Raw genomic sequence first — 16,277 nt, forward strand, 5'->3', positions numbered from 1 at the left:
AATCCCGGGGGTCTACATTGTTACATTGACGCTATAGAGTGCAGGAAAACAAACAGGTCCGGGCAGGACAATTATGAAAAGCACAGGTGGAAAAAAGCCGCAACTGGCGGCTGACAAACGCTACACCAAGGCAAAGCCGGCGGCGCGGCGCAAGCCTGCGGCCAAGCGCAAAAGGCGTGCGCCTGCGCGCAAACGAAACCCGATAGTGGCGTTTTTCCGGGGTATCCTGAGGTGGATTTTACGGTTGTTGTGGTGGATCACCTGGCGGGTTACCGCAGTGGTTGCCGTGGTCGTTGGCTTGGCGGTGGCTTATGTTTATGTCAGCCTGCCGGATGTGGCGCATTTGCTGGACGGCCGCGCGCGCGGGTCGGTCACATTACTGGATCGCGACGGCGAGGTTTTTGCCTGGCGTGGCGATCAGTTTGGTGGCGCCGTGACGGCCGAAACTGTCAGCAGGCATCTGAAGAATGCAGTCGTGGCCACCGAGGACAGGCGTTTTTATATGCATCCCGGTGTCGATCCCATCGGAATTGCCAGCGCAGTAAGGATCAACCTGCGTGAAGGGCGGGGGCCGCTTTCGGGCCACGGCGGGTCAACCATCACCCAGCAGACGGCCAAGTTGCTTTGTCTTGGCGTCGAGTTCGACAAGGACACTTGGAAGGACGAGGCCACTTATATCGCGGATTGTCGCCGGGGTTCGCTTGGTCGCAAGATCAAAGAGGCGATCTATGCGCTGGCCATGGAGGTGAAATATACCAAGGACGAAATTTTGTCGGTTTATCTGAACCGCGCCTATCTGGGCGGTGGCGCTTATGGGGCCGAGGCCGCAGCGCAACGCTATTTCGGCAAACATGCTGCACAACTGAACGTGGCGGAAAGCGCTATGTTGGCGGGCCTGCTTACTGCGCCATCGACACTGTCGCCAACCAGTAACCTGGAGCGCTCGCAAAACCGCGCGTCAGTGGTTGTCCAGTTGATGCAGGAACAGGGATATCTGTCAGCATCCGATGCTGCGGTGGCATTGGCCAACCCGGCTGTATTGTCGGCAGCGGCCGAGGCACAGGCCGGCGGGTATTTTGCCGACTGGGTGATGGAAACCGCGCCTGATTATTTTGCACGCGACACGACCGAAGATGTGATCATCAAGTCCACACTGGATCAGCGCATCCAGAGGGCTGCAGAGGACGCTTTGACATTCATCTTTGAAAACAAGGTGCGTGACGGTTCAAAGGCGCAGGCGGCAATCATTGTGATGTCGGCAGACGGCGCCGTGCGCGGCATGGTCGGGGGGCGCAAGACCAAGGTTTCAGGCGCGTTCAACCGGGCGACGCAGGCCAAGCGCCAGACCGGATCTGCGTTCAAGCCGTTTGTCTACGCAACCGCGCTTGAGATGGGGTATCACTATGATTCAGTTATTGTGGACGAACCCTATTGTCTGAATATTCCCGGATCAGGCCGGTGGTGCCCGGAAAACTATACCCGAAAACATTATGGCCGCGTGACGTTGGCTGAAGCGTTGCGCCAATCTCTGAACGTGCCGGCGGTCAAGGTGTCCGAAAGCGTTGGGCGCGACCTGGTACGTCGTGTGGCCAGCGATTTTGGTATTGAAAGCGATCTGGCAGCGGGGCCTGCACTGGCGCTTGGGGCGTCAGAAAGCACCCTGCTGGAGATGACAGGCGCCTATGCTGGCATTCTGAACGGGGGCTCTTCGGTGACGCCATATGGCTTGGTCGAACTACGCCTTCTGGGCGACGATAACCCGATGATCGCCACGACAAGCGGCATCGGCGAACGTGTGATTCAACGCGCTGCCGCAGAAGAGTTGATCTATATGATGAGCCGGGTGGTCAATGGCGGCACAGGCGCGCGCGCGGCTTTGCCGGGGCGCGAAGCTGCGGGCAAGACGGGTACAACCCAGGCAGCTCGGGATGCCTGGTTTCTGGGCTTTACGGCTGACTATGTGGCGGGTGTCTGGATGGGGTATGACGACAACACACCATTGTCTGGTGTGACGGGGGGCGGTTTGCCCGCTGAAATCTGGAAAGAAACGATGGTTCGGGTTCATGAAGGACTGCCTGCAAAACCGTTGCCGATGCTCCGCGCCAAGCCCAAGCAACAGCCCGTCAGACAGCAGCGGCGAAAACCCAGAGACAACTCAATAGAGAACCTTCTCAACCGCCTGCTGGGGAGATAGCCGATACAGACGCAAGTTGCGGAAGGATTTAAGGCCGGTTCAGTATATTACGGTAAGTAAAACGGCCCACGTAGCTAGTCACTATGTGGGCCGCTATCATAAATGCAACTGGACAAGTCGCTGCGAGCTTTAACCGGCTTTGCGCAAATCCGCGATCATGGCATCGATATCACCTTTGCGGCGGTCCAGCATCGACCCGATTTCCGTTCGTTCGCTCAGTCGCAGGCTGATGCCTTCGATCGTCATGTCAAAGAACAGATCCTTGCCCGAGCGATCTGAGACCAGAAAGTTTACCTCGAAAGGCGCTTCGCCACGCAGGAACGCCATTGACTTGACTTCGTGCCAGGACTTGACCTTGCGCACGGATTGCACTTCGATGCGACCGCCGACGAACTCGTTGAAACGCTTGCCATATTTACGGGCGATATAACCCCGGAATGCCTTGGTAAAGGCCTGCATCTGGCTTTTGCTGATACGGCGGGCATCGGCCCCCAGGGTGGACCGGGCAATGATATTTACATCGGCGTAGCGGGTGAAAATACGCTCAAAGTCGGAAATCATCGCTGAGAGCGATTTGCCCGATGAGATAACCTTGTTGATATCGGCCACCACTTGGTCAACCAGGGTTCTGGCCTTGGCATCCGTCAGGGCAAACGCCCCGTTGGGCAGCGCCGTAACTGACACTGTGGCGATTGTTGAGATTAGAAAGCCACGGCGTGAAAAATCATTCATCATAGGGGTCCTCATAAGGGTCGCTGTAAGGATCTAAATAGGTATCATCCACGCCCTTGCCCAGTTCGAAGCGGCGGTTTTGAAGGTAAATTGAACGTGACTGAGCGTAACTGTCGGCGCTCTCATAAAGGATCGAATCAATTGTATCAGAATAGCGCCCGCGGTTGCTAAGACCGGACGACACTGAAGCTGCTGTCCCGTATAAGTTTTCGGGTGATTCAAGTACGTACGTCAGCGGGTTGGTGAACAGATCTACCGCTTTGCCCCAGGTATCGCGTTCTGTGCCCGGGCCCAGCAGTGGCAGTTCTACATAGGCGCCTTCACGCGCCCCCCAGACATACAGCGTTTCACCAAAATCCGTATCTGTGGGTTGTGGCAGCCCCATTTCAGTTGCGGGATCGAAGAAGCCGCCAAGACCAACGGTTGTGTTCACAGCAAAGCGGAAGGTGTCTTGTATTGCGCCCTTCATATTGCCCTGAAGAACATTGTTTACCACGTCACTGGGAATCGCCAGGTTAAAGGCAAACCGGCCAATTGCAGTTTCAATATCATCCGGCAGAAAGTTGCTATAACCCTTGCTGGCAGGCCGGATCAGCGCTCGGTCCACACCCAGGTTGAATGCGTGGACTTTTCGGTTCTGACGTTCGTAAGGGTCAAACGGATGATCTGGCGGATGGGATGCATCTGGCCGCGCGCAGGCCACAAGCAACATCATGCCTATAAGGCTGATGAGAAGTTTGAACTGACGAGTGAAGCAATCGTATAAATATCGGAGCAAGAGTCTAACCACTTTTAGATGTGTCAATCAGGTACTTAAACTATCAGAGCCTTGTGCCCAGCACGAGCATAATGTCATCACATTGCTGTGGCAGAATGGTGACATTCACTGTATTGCAGGAAGCGGCGAAGTATCAAGCCAGCGAAACCAGACGTGACCGGTGCAGGAACTTACATGAACAAGACAATGATTGCGGTCGGGCACGAGGAATTGCGTACGGCACGGCGTGAAAGCCGCAAGCTTTACTGGTTTGTAGGCAGCTTCAGCTTTTTTGCCAATCTTCTGATGCTGACTGGTCCGCTTTACATGCTGCAGGTCTATGACCGCGTGCTGGGCAGCCGGTCGGTCGAGACGCTGATTGCCTTGTCTGTGTTGGTTGCCTTTCTTTACGGAATCATGGCGCTGCTGGATTATGCGCGCGGAAGGATCATGGGGCGCGTCGGCGCGCGTTTTCAATCGCGTCTTGATCAGCGTGTCTTTGATGCTGTCATTCGTAAATCGGCGGTCAGTCCTGATGAGCAGACTGCGACCGGGCTGCGCGATCTGGAATCGGTGCAGCGCTTGATGACCTCACCTGTCCTGACGGCGATGTTCGATATCCCCTGGACCCCGTTCTTCCTGGCTGGCATTTGGATATTCCACCCCTGGCTGGGCGTTCTGGCGTTGGTTGGTGGTCTTGTTTTGATTTCGGTGACGTTCATCAACCAGTATGTCACACGCGGCCCTGTGGCCAACGCAAACCGCGCCACAGTTCAGTCCGAGGCCATTTCGAACCAGATACGAACAGAGTCCGAGATGGTGCAGGCCATGGGGATGCGCCGCGCTGCATTTGAACGCTGGCAGATCGCACGGGACCGGTCGCTTAAAGAACAGATTTTATCGGCGGATTTGGGGGGGACGTTCACATCGACCACCAAAGCTTTCCGGCTGTTTCTGCAGTCTGCCATGCTGGGTGTCGGAGCTTATCTGGTGCTTCAGAATAAGATGACGCCAGGCGCGATGATTGCTGGTTCGATTCTGCTGGGGCGGGCACTTGCACCGATTGAGCAGGTAATCGGGCAGTGGCCGCTGGTTCAGCGCGCGTCAAAGGGCTGGACCAGCCTGGCCGAGTTACTTGGTTCCGTTCCCCCCGAGGTTTCGCGCACAGAGCTGCCAGTTCCACGCGCCCTGCTGGAAGTGCAACAGGTGACCGTTATCCCGCCGGGCGAACAGCAGGCCGCACTGAAAACAGCCACATTTACCCTGCAGCCCGGCCAGGCCGTCGGTGTGATTGGACCCTCAGGGGCGGGCAAGTCTACCCTGGCGCGGGCGCTGACGGGTGTTTGGCGCCCTGCGGGGGGCAAGATCAGGCTGGATGGGGCCTCGCTTGAGCAATATGCCCCCGAGGTTCTTGGCCAACATATTGGGTACCTGCCGCAGCGGGTGCAGCTTTTTGATGGCACAATCGCGGAAAACATCGCGCGCCTTTCTGGACATCCGGATGCCGAAAAGGTTGTCGCGGCGGCCCGCAAGGCGGACGCGCATGAGATGATTCTGAAACTTCCCGATGGCTATGACACGCGCGTCACCGCAGGTGGGGGGCGCCTTTCAGGCGGGCAGATGCAACGCATCGGCCTGGCGCGGGCGATGTATGGCGATCCGGTTCTGCTGGTTCTGGATGAACCTAATTCGAACCTCGACAACGAAGGCAGTGAGGCCGTGAACAATGCGATACGCAGCCTGAAGGCCGAAGGAAAATCGATCCTGATTATGGCGCACCGGCCCGCTGCGATCAAGGAATGCGATTTGTTGCTGGTGCTTGAGAACGGTGTTGTTCGGGCGTTTGGCCCCAAGGAAAAAGTGCTGCGTGAAGTGGTGCATAACCATTCGCAAATTGCAAACGCACCAGGATTGGGAGGGGTCCAATGACAACTTCTGGCGGTGTCTGGTCGGCGCGCAAGCCGATGACAATTGGCCTTCTTGGTCTGGTCCTGTTGCTGGGTGGCTTTGGCACCTGGGCCAGTGTGACAAATATTTCAGGTGCCATCATTGCCAGTGGTCGTATCGAGGTTGATCAGAACCGCCAGGTGGTTCAGCACCCTGATGGCGGCGTTGTTGCGTCGATCGAGGTGGATGAGGGCGAGCAAGTTGAAGTTGGTCAGGTGCTTTTGCGGCTGGATCCCACACAGTTGAAATCGCAACTGGCGATTACGGAAAGCCAGTTGATAGAGCTAATGGCACGGCGTGGCCGGCTTGAGGCCGAGCGTGACGGAGCCGATACCGCAAGCTTTGATGAATTGCTACTTGAGATGGCGCGAAAGAACCCGGACGCTGCCGGTTTGATTGCAGGGCAGGAGCGGCTTTTAGTCGCCCGACTGGAATCAACCAACAATGAGATTGACCAGCTTCAGAAACGCCGTAGCCAGATCACCAATCAAATTGAAGGGATACAGGCGCAGCAGGTTTCTCTGGAACGCCAGCTTGAACTGATTGCAAAAGAGCTGACAGATCAGCAGGCTTTGTTGGCGCAGGGGCTGGCCCAGGCCACACGGGTGCTATCCCTGCAGCGCGAAGCGGCCCGCCTGAACGGCGATATGGGGGATCTCAAGGCGCAGGAGGCGCAAGCGGGCGGGCGGATCACCGAAATCGATATCGAAATCCTCAAGCTGGGATCAGCCCGTCGCGAAGAAGCCATCTCAAATCTGAGGGACCTGCAGTATCGCGAACTCGAACTGCGTGAAGAACGGCGCGCGCTGATCGAACAACTGGACAGGCTGGACATCACTGCGCCGGTGTCCGGGCTGGTCTATGGGTTGCAGGTTTTTGCGCCGCGCTCAGTTCTGCGCCCCGCCGATCCGGTCTTGTTCATTGTCCCGCAGGACCGGCCTCTGATCATCAATGCTCAGGTCGAAACCATTCACATCGACAAACTGCACATGGGGCAAGAGGTGACCCTGCGCTTTTCGGCGCTGGATCAGCGGCGGACGCCGGAACTGTTCGGCCATGTGACGCAGATATCAGCGGATGCATTTCAGGATGAGGGAACGCAGCAATCCTACTACCGCGCTGAAATAGCGCTCAGCGAAGGCGAACAGACCCGTCTGCCTGAAGGCACCGTTCTGATCCCCGGTATGCCGGTCGAGGCGTTTATCCGCACCGAGGACCGCACGCCAATTGCTTATCTGGTCAAGCCGTTCAGCGATTACTTTGCCAAGGCATTCCGTGAGTAACCATAACTTGGTCGTGCGCGGCCCGAGTTTTTGATTTCCTTCTTGTGGACCAACGGCTAGCGTCTGGCAAAAATCAGAATCCCGGAGGAATGATCATGGGGAAATTCGAACAAAAACTTGCAGCCATGGGTGTCACCCTGCCCGAGGCCCCGGCGCCAGCGGCCAACTATGTGCCCTACGTCGTCGTCGGCGATATGGTTTATGTTTCGGGCCAGATTTCGAAAGATGACAGCGGACTGATCATTGGCAAGCTGGGCGATGACATGGATACTGCCGCTGGTGCAGAGGCTGCAAAAGTCTGCGCGATCAACTTGTTGGCGCAAGTCAAAGCCGCCTGCGGTGGCGATCTGGACCGGCTTGTGCGCGTGGTGAAACTTGGTGGTTTCGTCAATTCGACTCCGGATTTTCTTGAACAACCCCAAGTAATCAACGGCGCCTCGGACTTCATCGGCGATGCTTTGGGGGATGCGGGGAAACACGCGCGGGCTGCTGTATCGGCCGCCTCTTTGCCGTTTGGCGTTGCGGTCGAAATAGAAGGTGTTTTCCAGATCAAATGAGCGCACTTCCGGCTGTTTTCCGGCGTGTTCCGCTGGCTCATCGGGCGCTTCACGATGTGGATGAAGGTCGGCCCGAAAACTCTTGCGCGGCGATCCGCGCAGCGATGGATGCGGGCTATGGCATTGAAATAGACCTGCAATTGTCCCGCGACGGGCGGGCCATGGTCTTTCACGACTATAGCCTTGATCGCCTGACAGGGGAAAAAGGTGCTATTCAGCAGCGCGATGCTGCCGAGTTGGGGCGCATTCTTCTGACTGGTGGAGACGAAGGGATTCCGACTTTCGCGCAAGTGCTTGAACTGGTCGCAGGGCGTGTGCCTTTGTTGATTGAACTGAAAGATCAGCACGGGCAGATGGGCGTGACCGATGAGCGGTTGGAAAAGGCGGTTGCCGCTGATCTTGCCGGGTACTCTGGCCCGGTTGGGTTGATGTCTTTTAACCCAAATTCTGTCATGTCTCTGGCCGGCCTCGTACCTGACCTGCCCCGGGGCATCGTAACCGAAGCCTACCCGGCAGAGCATTGGCGGTTGCTCAAACCCGAGGTGCGCAGGCGGTTGCGAAATATCCCCGACTTCGACCGGGTTGGAGCCAGTTTTATCAGTCATGACAAAAGTGATCTGGACAATCCGCGTGTCGCCGAACTCAAAGCGCGCGGTGCCACGATCCTGTGCTGGACAATCAGGTCACGTGAGCAAGAGACCGAAGCGCGCAAGGTGGCACATAATATCACGTTTGAGGGGTATCTGGCTGAAATCCCGTCTTGATTACGGCTGAAGTGGCCACAGATTGGACAAAAGGACAAGCGGGGCCATGGCGGACAATCAGGTGATGATCAGCTTGCATGACAATCTGGCGCGGATTGACGCGGCCGATTGGGATGCCTGTGCCTGTCCCGAGGCAGTGGATGGCGGACGCCCCGAAGATCCTTTTACAACCCATCGCTTTCTCAAAGCACTTGAGGATAGTGGTTCGGTTGGGGCGGGCACCGGGTGGGAACCGCAATACATGACGGCCGAGCTGGATGGCCAGATGATCGGCTGCGCGCCGCTTTATGCGAAATCTCATAGTCAGGGCGAATATATTTTTGATCACAGCTGGGCCAATGCCTATGACCGGGCCGGTGGGCGGTACTATCCGAAACTGCAAATTTCCGTGCCTTTTACGCCAGTTACAGGGCGGCGGTTGCTAGTGCGGCCCGGATTTGAAGTGATCGGACAGGCGGCGTTGATACAAGGGGCGGTGCAGGTGGCGGACCAGAATGGCCTGTCCTCGTTGCACGTGACCTTCTGCACCCAAGACGAGGTGTCAGCCGGGCGGCGGCTGGGATTGATGGACCGGACCAGCCAGCAGTTTCACTGGGTCAATCAGGGCTATGAGGATTTCGAAGATTTCCTGGGCAGCCTGAGTTCGCGCAAGCGCAAAAATATCCGTCGGGAACGCCAGAAGGCTGCCGATTTTGGCGGTGAAATCAAAGTGTTAACGGGTGATCAGATTGAACGTCACCACTGGGATGCCATTTGGACCTTCTATCAGGACACCGGCGCGCGAAAGTGGGGGACACCCTATCTGACACGTCGTTTCTTCGAGATTGCGCATGAGGTATTGCGCGATGATATCTTGCTTGTGTTGGCCGAAAGGGACGGAAGCGCCGTTGCGGGGGCAATGAACCTGATTGGACGTTCGGCGCTATATGGCCGATACTGGGGTTGCATAGAGGATCATCCGTGCCTGCACTTTGAGCTATGTTATTACAATGCAATAGGTTTTGCGATTGCGAATGGGTTGGACAGGGTGGAGGCTGGCGCGCAGGGAGAACATAAACTGGCGCGGGGCTACCTGCCGGTAAGCACCCATTCGCTGCATTGGATCCGTGATGCAGGATTTGCTGAGGCGGTTGAGCGTTACCTTGAGGCTGAACGGGCTGCGGTGGCGGAAGATATTGAAATTCTTACAAGTTTTGGCCCGTTCCGAAAAGAAAATGTGGAGGACCACCAGTGACAGAACTTTTAAGCGATACCGCCCGCAAAACAACGCTTGAACCGTTGCTGAAAACCGGATGGAAATTGGATTCAAACCGGGATGCTATAAAAAAGACATTTAAATTCAAAGACTTTGCCGATGCGTTTGGCTGGATGACACGGGCCGCGATATGGGCCGAGAAATGGAACCACCACCCGGAATGGTTTAATGTCTACAAAACGGTAGAAGTTACCCTGACCACTCATGACGTGGGCGGTTTGAGCACGCTTGACGTCAAACTGGCGCGCAAACTGGACACGCTGGCAGGCGAGGCGCGCGCGTAAGGTCTGTACGTTTTGTACGTGGATTTTGTACGGAATTTCCAAGGTTTTTTAACCGCCGCGTGCAAAACGGGGCTGATATGCGAAATGCCAAATATCGCGCACCCCAGCTTGGCCGGGCGTTTTAGGTGCTGCGGAAAATGCGGGATTCACCGATCATTTCTTCGAGGGCCGCGATGCGTTCGGCGCTGCGGCTTCGGCTTTGAATTTCGGCGACAAGCGCCTCGATCAAAAAGTTGATCGCCAGGGTGGAGTCCCAGCTTGAGGGGACTTCGACCATGCTGCGAAAACAGAAGGCTGCGTATTTTTCTATGGGAGATCCCCACTCATCGGTGAAAAGAACGATGTTTGCCCCCTGATTGACGACCAGTTTTGCAAGGCGTTCCAATTCTTTTTCGTACCGGCGGATGTCAAAAACGATCAGCGTGGATTTTTCATCCATGTCCAGCAGCGATTGTGGCCAGACACTGGGTGAGAAATCCAGTAGCGAGACGCCGGGCCGGATGATTTGCAGATGGTTGAAGAAATAATGCGCGTTGGACCGCGTGATCCGGCCACCCAGCAGATAAAGTTTTCTGTCCAGGTCGGAAAGCACGGCTGCGACCTTGTCAAATTCCTGTAGATCAAGGCGGTCAAGGCTTCGGTTGATATTGTGAGATACCGCTGCCGCAAATCGGCTGACGATGTGGTCTTTTCCGCCGCTCAGTCTGGCGGTTTCAAGCTTTGCCAAGGGCTCTTTCATCCGCGCGGCGACCTCTTCGCGGATTGCATTCTGTAGATCGGGATACCCATCATAACCCAGCTTGCGGGCCAGGCGGATGACGGTAGGTGTGGACACGCCGACGCTTTCGGCAAGTTTTGTAATCGATTGCAAGCCGGCGATCAGCGAGTCATCAAGAAGCGTTGCTGTGAGTCGCCTTTCGGCAGCTGTCAGCTCTTCCTGCTTTTCCTTGATCAGGTCCTTGACGAGGGGTTTCTTTCCCATTTTTTCACCGTTGTATTCAGGAAGCATTTCCATGTTGGAAAAGTTTCTGAAATAATCTTGACATCCGATGTCGTGATGTAGTGATAATTACACAACATGAATTGGGGGACAAGGGACATGCACAACGCGGGATGGCCACCAGCTGCGGTTTTCGGCATTGCTGGAACAGCCCCTGTGGTGCTGGTGTGTGAACATGCCTCGGATTTTATTCCGCCGGAATTCAGCGGGCTGGGATTGGCGGCCGGGGTGGAAAAAAGCCATGCGGCCTGGGACATCGGGGCGCTGGATGTTTCAAAATGCCTGAGCGCCCGGTTGAGCGCACCGCTGGTGGCAGGGCAGGTGTCACGGCTGGTTTATGATTGTAACCGTCCGCTAGAGGCGCCTGACTGCATTCCTGCAAAAAGCGAGATTTTCGAGATACCGGGAAACAGAAATCTGAGCGACGCTGATAAACAGGCCCGGTTTGAAACGATTCACAGTCCCTTTCACGAAACGATTGGCTGGGTTCTGGACCGGCAGATACCCTTTGCTAATGCCCCCGTTCTTTTGATTACGATTCACAGTTTCACGCCGATTTACAACGGCAAGAAAAGAGAGCTTGACCTAGGGTATCTGTTTCATTCGAAAGGGAAAATAGCCAATTCGGCAGTATCTGTCGAGAAAAAGCGAGGGGTGATGCGCGCCGCCGTCAACGAACCTTACGCGGCGTCTGACGGTGTAACCTATACCCTGGCGAAACACGCAGAGGCGCGCGGGCTGGACAGTGTCATGATCGAAATTCGCAACGATATGATTGATACCCCTGAAAAGGCCGAGCGCGTGGCCGGGCACCTTGCGGAAACGCTTGGCCGAGTGGACGCGCGGTGCAAAAGCCTGGAGGGTTTTCAGGTATGACGGCAATGCGAACGTTCATCCGTTTTGTGGACCAGATCAACTATCGGATCGGCCGGGTCGCCATGTACGGGATCTTTGTGATGATGGCGATCCTGCTTTGGTCTTCGGTTTCCAAGATGTTCTTCAACCCATCTCTCTGGACCCTTGAAATGGCGCAGTTCGCCATGGTGGCCTATTATATTCTGGGCGGCCCGTATTCGATCCAGATGGGATCGAATGTACGCATGGATTTGCTTTATGGCGGGTGGAGTACACGGCGCAAAGCTGCGGTCGATACGATCACCGTGTTGTTCTTGATCTTTTATCTGGTTGTTCTGCTTTGGGGTGGAATCGACAGTACTGCTTATTCTTTCAAATATGGCGGGGAACGCAGTCCGACAGTCTGGCGCCCCTATCTCTGGCCGATCAAGGTGATCATGTGCTTTGGCATCGTGCTGATGCTGCTGCAGGCGTGCTCGGAGCTGTTCAAAGACATTCTGCGCCTGCGCGGAGAGGAGATCGACCATGTCGTATGAGATGATCGCGCTCTTCATGTTTGCCACGATGATGGCACTGCTGTTGACCGGGCAGCGGGTTTTCGGGGCCATCGGCTTTGTCGCGGTCATCGCTGCGCTGGTTTTGTGGGGGGACAGGGGCGGTTATGACATTGCGTTTTCCTCGGCGATCAAGCTGATGAAATGGTATCCGCTGCTGACCCTGCCGATGTTTATCTTCATGGGCTATGTCCTGTCGGAATCGAAAATCGCCGATGACCTGTACAAGATGTTCCATGTTTGGATGGGCGGCCTGCGGGGTGGGCTGGCGATTGGCACAATCGGTCTGATGGTGCTGATTTCGGCGATGAACGGCCTGTCTGTGGCGGGCATGGCCATCGGGGCGACGATCGCGTTGCCCGAACTGCTGAAGCGCAATTACGACAAGAGAATGGTAACGGGGGTGATCCAGGCCGGATCGTCTTTGGGTATTCTTGTGCCGCCTTCGGTTGTTCTGGTTCTCTATGCAATGATCGCACGTCAGCCGGTGGGACAATTATGGCTGGCGGGCGTATTACCGGGGCTGATGATGGCCGCGATGTTCATCCTGTACATCGCTATTCGCTGCCGAATGAATCCGTCGCTGGGCCCGGTCATGCCGCCCGAGGACCTGGTGGAATACGATCGCGTGTCCGAAGTGCCGGTACGTCTGAATTATATCGTGCTGGGGGCGCTGGTGCTTTTGCCGGTGCTGTTTTTTGCCGGTGTGCTCGACTTCAAACAGGTCGGCCTTGGGGCGATTGCGGCGGGCATTCTGGCACTGTTGGTGCGCAAAACTCCGGTCTTTACCCATGACGTTTATCTGATCGAGAAAAACCGGCTGCTGTTTGCCGGGGTTCTGCCGCTGGCGATTTTTGCCACCATGATGATCCCCTTTGTGAACGGCTGGACCTCGCTGGTGGAAAGCTCGGCCATCGGGGCGATGACCGCCTTTGTCGCAGCTTTCCTCAAGGGGCGCATGACGCGCAAAGTGTTCGAGGTTTCGGTCCGTCAGACGTTGGGCATTTCGTGCATGTTCATGTGGATCATTCTGGCAGCACTGGCCTTTGGCGCGGTGTTTGACGGGCTGGGCGCGGTGAAGGCGATCGAAAGCCTGTTCACCGAAAAGCTGGGCCTGAACCCCTGGGTAATCCTTATTCTGATGCAGCTTAGTTTCATCTTGATGGGGACGTTTCTGGATGACACGGCCATGCTGGTGATCGTGGCCCCGCTTTATGTGCCACTTGTCGGCGCGTTGGGCTTTGATCTTATCTGGTACGGGGTGCTGTATACGATCACAACGCAGATTGCCTATATGACGCCGCCCTTTGGCTATAACCTTTTCCTGATGCGCGCGATGGCTCCGCCAGAGATTACGTTGAAAGACATCTATGCGTCGATCCTGCCTTTCGTACTGGTTATGGTTATTGCGCTTTCGGTCATCATGGTGTTCCCGGAAATCGCCCTTTGGCTGCCAGAATATGTATATAACAAATAAGGACAAGACCCCGGCGAAGGGGCAATTCAACCCGAGCAAAAACAGAGAGAGGAAATAAAAATGACTTCAAGACGTAAGTTTTTAACATCCGCTGGCCTTGGCGGTGCTGCGGTTCTTGCCAGCCCGGCCATCGTCAAAGCCCAGGCTCCAATCAAGTGGCGCTTTCAGACCTATGCGGGGGCTGCGCTGGGTGAGCATGTCACCAAGCCCATGGTCGATTATGTCAACAACGCTGCCAATGGCGAGATGGAGATCGAGCTGTACTACGCCGACCAGATCGTGCCCACCGGCGAGTTGTTTCAGGCGCTTCAGCGCGGCACCATTGATGCGGTGCATTCGGATGACGACTCGATGGCGTCGCCCACGCCGCTGCGTCAGTTTGGCGGCTACTTCCCCTTTGCCACCAAGCACATCCTGGATGTGCCGGTGTTGTTCAACCAGTATGGTTTGGCCGACATCTGGCGGGCGGAGTACGAAAAGGTCGGTGTCACCTGGATCTCCGCCGCAGGCCAGGACCCCTGTAACTTCAACACCAAAAAGGAAATTAAATCGGTTGCCGATCTGGATGGCCTGAAGCTGTACACCTTCCCCACCGCCGGCCGTTTCCTGGCCAAGTTCGGTGTGGTTCCGGTAAACATTCCCTACGAGGACGCAGAGGTTGCGGTGCAAACTGGCGAACTGGACGGCATGTCATGGTCGGGCATCACCGAAGATTACACCGTTGGTTGGGCAGAGGTGACAGATCACTTCCTGACCAACAACATTTCGGGGGCCTGGATCGGGTCGTGGTTCGTGAACCAGCAGCGCTGGGCTGATCTGCCCGATCACCTCAAGCAGTTGGTTATGGCCGCAACCGAGGCAAGCCATACCTACCGCAATCAGTGGTACTGGGGTGGTGAGGCGCGGCTGCGGGCAAAAGGCGACAAGCTGGCGCTTCGGACCGTGCCCGCAAACGAATGGGCCGAAGTGGAAGATGCCGCCAAGGAATTCTGGAATGAGATTGCCGAAGAAGGCGAAATCCAACAGAAAATCATCGGTATTTTCCGCGAATACAACGAAGTCATCAACCAGGCCGGACCGCCCTATACCAACGGCTGAGTATTGTTGTCCCCCGGCCGAAGTCGGGGGGCAATTTTTTTCGCAAAAAAATTGACAAAATTCTTTGGAAGAATTTTGCCTCCGCAAACAACAACGGATCGCCAGAATGAGCCTGAGTTTTGAAGAGCTAAAGTCACAAATTGCCTCAGGAGAGGTCGACACTGTCCTTGCCTGCCTTGTGGACATGCAGGGCCGTCTGCTGGGAAAGCGGTTTCATGCCGGCCATTTTGTCAGCAGCGCCTGGGAAGAGACCCATTGCTGCAACTATCTGCTGGCCACTGATCTGGAGATGGCGACGCCCGATGGCTATGCCTCGACCAGTTGGCAATCGGGCTATGGCGATTACGTGATGAAGCCGGACCTTTCCACGCTACGCCCGGTGCCGTGGTTGGAAGGTACGGTGATGGTGCTGTGTGATGTGCTGGATCATCATACTCACAAAGACATTCCCCATTCGCCCCGCGCGGTGCTGAAAAAGCAGCTGAAGCGGTTGGCGGCGATGGGATATGACGCGATGATGGCGACCGAACTGGAGTTTTTCCTGTTCGAGAAAAGCTTTGACGAGATCCGCAAGGACAAGTTCCGCGATCTTGAGCCGATCAGCGGTTATAACGAAGACTATCACATCCTGCAGACCACCAAGGAAGAACACGTGATGCGCCCGATCCGCAATCACCTGTGGAATGCGGGTATTCCGATCGAAAACTCAAAAGGCGAGGCCGAGGCCGGACAGGAAGAGCTGAACATCAAATATGCCGCCGCTCTGGATACCGCCGATTATCATACGATTGCCAAACATGCGGTGAAAGAGATCGCCTGGCAGCAGGGCCATGCGGTGACGTTTTTGCCGAAGTGGCATCATGACAGGGTCGGATCGTCCAGCCATGTGCATCAGTCGCTGTGGCAGGACGGCAAGCCGCTGTTCTTTGACGAGACCGATGCGCTGGGCATGTCTGAGCTGATGAAGGCCTATATGGCGGGTCTGCTGAAATACGCCCCCGATTACACCTATTTTCTGGCGCCCTATATTAACAGCTACAAAAGGTTCCAGAAGGGTACGTTCGCACCCACGCGGACAATCTGGTCGGTGGACAACCGCACGGCCGGGTTCCGCTTGTGCGGGGACGGCACCAAAGCGGTTCGGGTTGAGTGCCGCGTCGGCGGGTCTGATCTGAACCCATATCTGGCCATGGCCGCGCAGATTGCTGCCGGACTTGCCGGACTCGAGGAGAATTTGGCGCTTGATCCGCCGTTTTCCGGAGACGCCTATGAGGGCGACTCGGGTATGATTCCCCAAACTCTGCGAGACGCCCGGAAAATGCTGACCAGTTCGAAGATGCTGCGTGCGGCAATGGGAGACGATGTGGTCGATCACTATGCCCGCGCGGCGGAATGGGAGATCGAAGAGTTTGACCGCATCGTCACCGACTACGAAGTGGCACGCGGGTTTGAGCGGGCGTGAGATGCCTTCGGCGAGAGTATTTGCGGAAAAATGAAAGCCCGGCTTTCACACTGATGAG

Annotated in this window: 15 protein-coding genes; 12 read left to right on the top strand and 3 right to left on the bottom strand. The window is 56.1% G+C overall.

What is annotated here, in order from left to right; genetic code table 11:
• Positions 1 to 73: 73 nt before the first annotated feature.
• Positions 74 to 2,194 (top strand): transglycosylase domain-containing protein, encoded by a 2,121-nt coding sequence (locus PEL8287_RS06465; protein ID WP_085891571.1) that lies wholly within the window; start codon positions 74 to 76, stop codon positions 2,192 to 2,194.
• A 129-nt stretch (positions 2,195 to 2,323) separates the two neighbouring features.
• Here PEL8287_RS06465 and PEL8287_RS06470 read toward each other — a convergent pair whose 3' ends face one another.
• Positions 2,324 to 2,929 (bottom strand): MlaC/ttg2D family ABC transporter substrate-binding protein, encoded by a 606-nt coding sequence (locus PEL8287_RS06470; protein ID WP_085891572.1) that lies wholly within the window; start codon positions 2,927 to 2,929, stop codon positions 2,324 to 2,326.
• Positions 2,919 to 3,731: an MlaA family lipoprotein gene (locus PEL8287_RS06475; protein WP_306372181.1), complete on the bottom strand. Its 813-nt coding sequence runs from the start codon at positions 3,729 to 3,731 to the stop codon at positions 2,919 to 2,921. The genes PEL8287_RS06470 and PEL8287_RS06475 overlap by 11 nt, the downstream gene beginning before the upstream one ends.
• 147 nt (positions 3,732 to 3,878) lie before the next feature.
• Here PEL8287_RS06475 and PEL8287_RS06480 point away from each other — a divergent pair, with 147 nt between their 5' ends.
• The 6 genes from PEL8287_RS06480 to PEL8287_RS06505 all read left to right on the top strand — a co-directional run bounded on the left by PEL8287_RS06480 (position 3,879) and on the right by PEL8287_RS06505 (position 9,773).
• Positions 3,879 to 5,612 (top strand): type I secretion system permease/ATPase, encoded by a 1,734-nt coding sequence (locus PEL8287_RS06480; RefSeq protein ID WP_085891573.1) that lies wholly within the window; start codon positions 3,879 to 3,881, stop codon positions 5,610 to 5,612.
• Positions 5,609 to 6,913 (top strand): HlyD family type I secretion periplasmic adaptor subunit, encoded by a 1,305-nt coding sequence (locus PEL8287_RS06485; protein ID WP_085891574.1) that lies wholly within the window; start codon positions 5,609 to 5,611, stop codon positions 6,911 to 6,913. The genes PEL8287_RS06480 and PEL8287_RS06485 overlap by 4 nt, the downstream gene beginning before the upstream one ends.
• 95 nt (positions 6,914 to 7,008) lie before the next feature.
• Positions 7,009 to 7,470 (top strand): RidA family protein, encoded by a 462-nt coding sequence (locus PEL8287_RS06490; protein ID WP_085891942.1) that lies wholly within the window; start codon positions 7,009 to 7,011, stop codon positions 7,468 to 7,470.
• Complete coding sequence (locus PEL8287_RS06495) at positions 7,467 to 8,234, top strand: glycerophosphodiester phosphodiesterase family protein (protein WP_085891575.1); 768 nt, start codon at positions 7,467 to 7,469, stop codon at positions 8,232 to 8,234. Before PEL8287_RS06490 ends, PEL8287_RS06495 begins: the two co-directional genes overlap by 4 nt.
• Positions 8,235 to 8,280: 46 nt before the next feature.
• A complete protein-coding gene (locus PEL8287_RS06500; protein WP_085891576.1) occupies positions 8,281 to 9,468 on the top strand; it encodes a GNAT family N-acetyltransferase in 1,188 nt (395 codons plus the stop codon).
• Positions 9,465 to 9,773 carry a 4a-hydroxytetrahydrobiopterin dehydratase gene (locus tag PEL8287_RS06505; RefSeq protein WP_085891577.1) on the top strand — a complete coding sequence of 103 codons (309 nt, stop codon included), beginning with the start codon at positions 9,465 to 9,467 and terminating at the stop codon, positions 9,771 to 9,773. Before PEL8287_RS06500 ends, PEL8287_RS06505 begins: the two co-directional genes overlap by 4 nt.
• 121 nt (positions 9,774 to 9,894) lie before the next feature.
• On the opposite strand, the gene PEL8287_RS06510 is transcribed toward PEL8287_RS06505, so the two are convergent.
• A complete protein-coding gene (locus tag PEL8287_RS06510; protein ID WP_085891943.1) occupies positions 9,895 to 10,755 on the bottom strand; it encodes a MurR/RpiR family transcriptional regulator in 861 nt (286 codons plus the stop codon).
• A 117-nt stretch (positions 10,756 to 10,872) separates the two neighbouring features.
• Between PEL8287_RS06510 and PEL8287_RS06515 the strand changes: the two genes are divergently transcribed.
• The 5 genes from PEL8287_RS06515 (at position 10,873) to PEL8287_RS06535 (ending at position 16,219) form a co-directional block, all read left to right on the top strand.
• Positions 10,873 to 11,649: an N-formylglutamate amidohydrolase gene (locus tag PEL8287_RS06515; RefSeq protein ID WP_085891578.1), complete on the top strand. Its 777-nt coding sequence runs from the start codon at positions 10,873 to 10,875 to the stop codon at positions 11,647 to 11,649.
• The gene (locus PEL8287_RS06520; protein ID WP_085891579.1) at positions 11,646 to 12,164 is read left to right on the top strand and encodes a TRAP transporter small permease subunit; all 519 of its coding nucleotides are present in this window, start codon (positions 11,646 to 11,648) and stop codon (positions 12,162 to 12,164) included. The genes PEL8287_RS06515 and PEL8287_RS06520 overlap by 4 nt, the downstream gene beginning before the upstream one ends.
• Positions 12,154 to 13,659, top strand: a complete 1,506-nt coding sequence (locus PEL8287_RS06525; RefSeq protein WP_085891580.1) for a TRAP transporter large permease — start codon at positions 12,154 to 12,156, stop codon at positions 13,657 to 13,659. Before PEL8287_RS06520 ends, PEL8287_RS06525 begins: the two co-directional genes overlap by 11 nt.
• Positions 13,660 to 13,719: 60 nt before the next feature.
• A complete protein-coding gene (locus PEL8287_RS06530) occupies positions 13,720 to 14,757 on the top strand; it encodes a TRAP transporter substrate-binding protein (protein WP_085891581.1) in 1,038 nt (345 codons plus the stop codon).
• 106 nt (positions 14,758 to 14,863) lie between these two features.
• Positions 14,864 to 16,219, top strand: coding sequence for a glutamine synthetase family protein (locus tag PEL8287_RS06535; RefSeq protein ID WP_085891582.1), 1,356 nt, complete (start codon positions 14,864 to 14,866; stop codon positions 16,217 to 16,219).
• Positions 16,220 to 16,277 lie beyond the last annotated feature (58 nt).

The sequence above is a fragment of the Roseovarius litorisediminis genome (assembly GCF_900172295.1).
GTDB lineage: Bacteria > Pseudomonadota > Alphaproteobacteria > Rhodobacterales > Rhodobacteraceae > Roseovarius > Roseovarius litorisediminis.